Below are 1,643 nucleotides of genomic sequence, written 5' to 3' on the forward strand. Positions count from 1 at the left end.
GACGTTCGTGCTGCTCAAGCGGCAGGTCGACGCGGACACCGCGAGCCGGCTCGACAAGCTCGCGATCGACGGCATCACGCAGATCGCCGATTCGAAGCGCTTCTACCCGGAAGGCGAATCGGCCGCGCACGTGGTCGGCTTCACGAACGTCGAGGACAAGGGCCAGGAAGGCGTCGAGCTCGCGGCGAATGCGCGCCTGCAAGGCACGTCCGGCCAGCGCGAGGTGATCCGCGACCGGCTCGGCCGCATCGTGTCGGACACGCGCCCGCTCGTCCCCGCGCAGCACGGCGCGACGATCGAACTGACGATCGACCGCCGCATCCAGCAGCTCGCCTTCAGCCAGCTCAAGGCGGCCGTGATCGAGAACAACGCGGTGGCCGGCAGCGTCGTCGTGCTCGACGCGCAGAACGGCGAGATTCTCGCGCTCGCGAACTATCCGACCTTCGACCCGAACGACCGCGCCCGCCTCACCGGCCAGCAATTGCGCAACCGCGCGGTGATCGACACGTTCGAACCGGGCTCGACGATCAAGCCGCTCGTCGTCGCGCTGTCGATCGACGAGCGCAAGGTCACGCCGAACACGGTCATCAACACGTCGCCGGGCACCTACAAGATCGGCCCGGCGGTGATCCACGATACGTCCAACCACGGCTCGCTGACGGTATCGCAGGCGCTGCAGAAGTCGAGCAACGTCGCGCTCGCGAAACTGGCGCTGAACCTGCCCGCCGAAACGATCTGGAACAAATACCAGGAGTACGGGATCGGCCGCGCGCCGGAACTGACGTTCCCGGGCGTCGCGTCGGGGCGGCTGCGCGGCTACAAGCGCTGGCGGCCGATCGAGCAGGCGACGATGGCGTACGGCTACGGGCTGTCGATGTCGCTGCTGCAGATCGCGCAGACCTACACCGCGTATGCGGGCGACGGCACGCTGCACCCGGTGTCGCTGCTAAAGAACGGCACCGACCAGCAGACGATCGACGCGCACCGCGGCCACCGCGTGACGTCGCCGCAAACGGCCGCCGCGATCCGCTCGATGCTCGAGATGGCGGTCGGCGAAGGCGGCACGGGGCGCCGCGCGCGCGTCGACGGCTACCGGATCGGCGGCAAGACGGGTACCGCGCGCAAGCAGGTCGGCGCGAGCTATGCGAAGGGCAAGTACCGCGCGCTGTTCGCGGGGATGGCGCCGATGAGCAACCCGCGCCTGATCGTCGCGGTGATGATCGACGAGCCGCGCGGCAAGGGTTACTACGGCGGCACGGTAGCCGGCCCGGTGTTCGCGTCGGTCACGAGCGGCTCGCTGCAGTTGCTGGGCGTGCCGCCCGATGCACCGGTCGAACCGGAAAAGAATGCGCCGGCGAAGGCCGCCGCGCCGCAGAAGACGGTCGCGGCGCCGAAAGCGGCGGCGCCGGCCACGGCGACCGTCGCGCAGAAACCGTCGGCCCAACTCAAGACGGCTGCGCAATCCAGTCGCCCCGCGCCCGCGAAGATGGCCGCAGCGGGCTGACGACGCCAGGCGCGCCGCCGCGCGCCGTCAATGCGCGGCCGCGACCGGCTTCGCCATCCGGCCGAGCACGTGCTCGGTCATCCCGCGCGCGAGTTCGGTCTCGCCCATGAACACGGTGCCGATGCCCTCGCTCGACAGC

The 1,643-nt window shown here is 70.0% G+C and carries 1 protein-coding gene; it reads left to right on the forward strand.

Annotation, left to right across the window (positions count from 1 at the left end; all coding sequences use genetic code 11):
* The coding region (locus JMF90_RS36240; RefSeq protein WP_201326260.1) for a penicillin-binding protein 2 at positions 1–1,504 on the forward strand (1,504 nt) is incomplete at its 5' end.
* Between the last annotated feature and the right edge of the window lie 139 nt (positions 1,505–1,643).

Source organism: Burkholderia sp. E168m23 (assembly GCF_016586125.1).
GTDB lineage: Bacteria > Pseudomonadota > Gammaproteobacteria > Burkholderiales > Burkholderiaceae > Burkholderia > Burkholderia orbicola.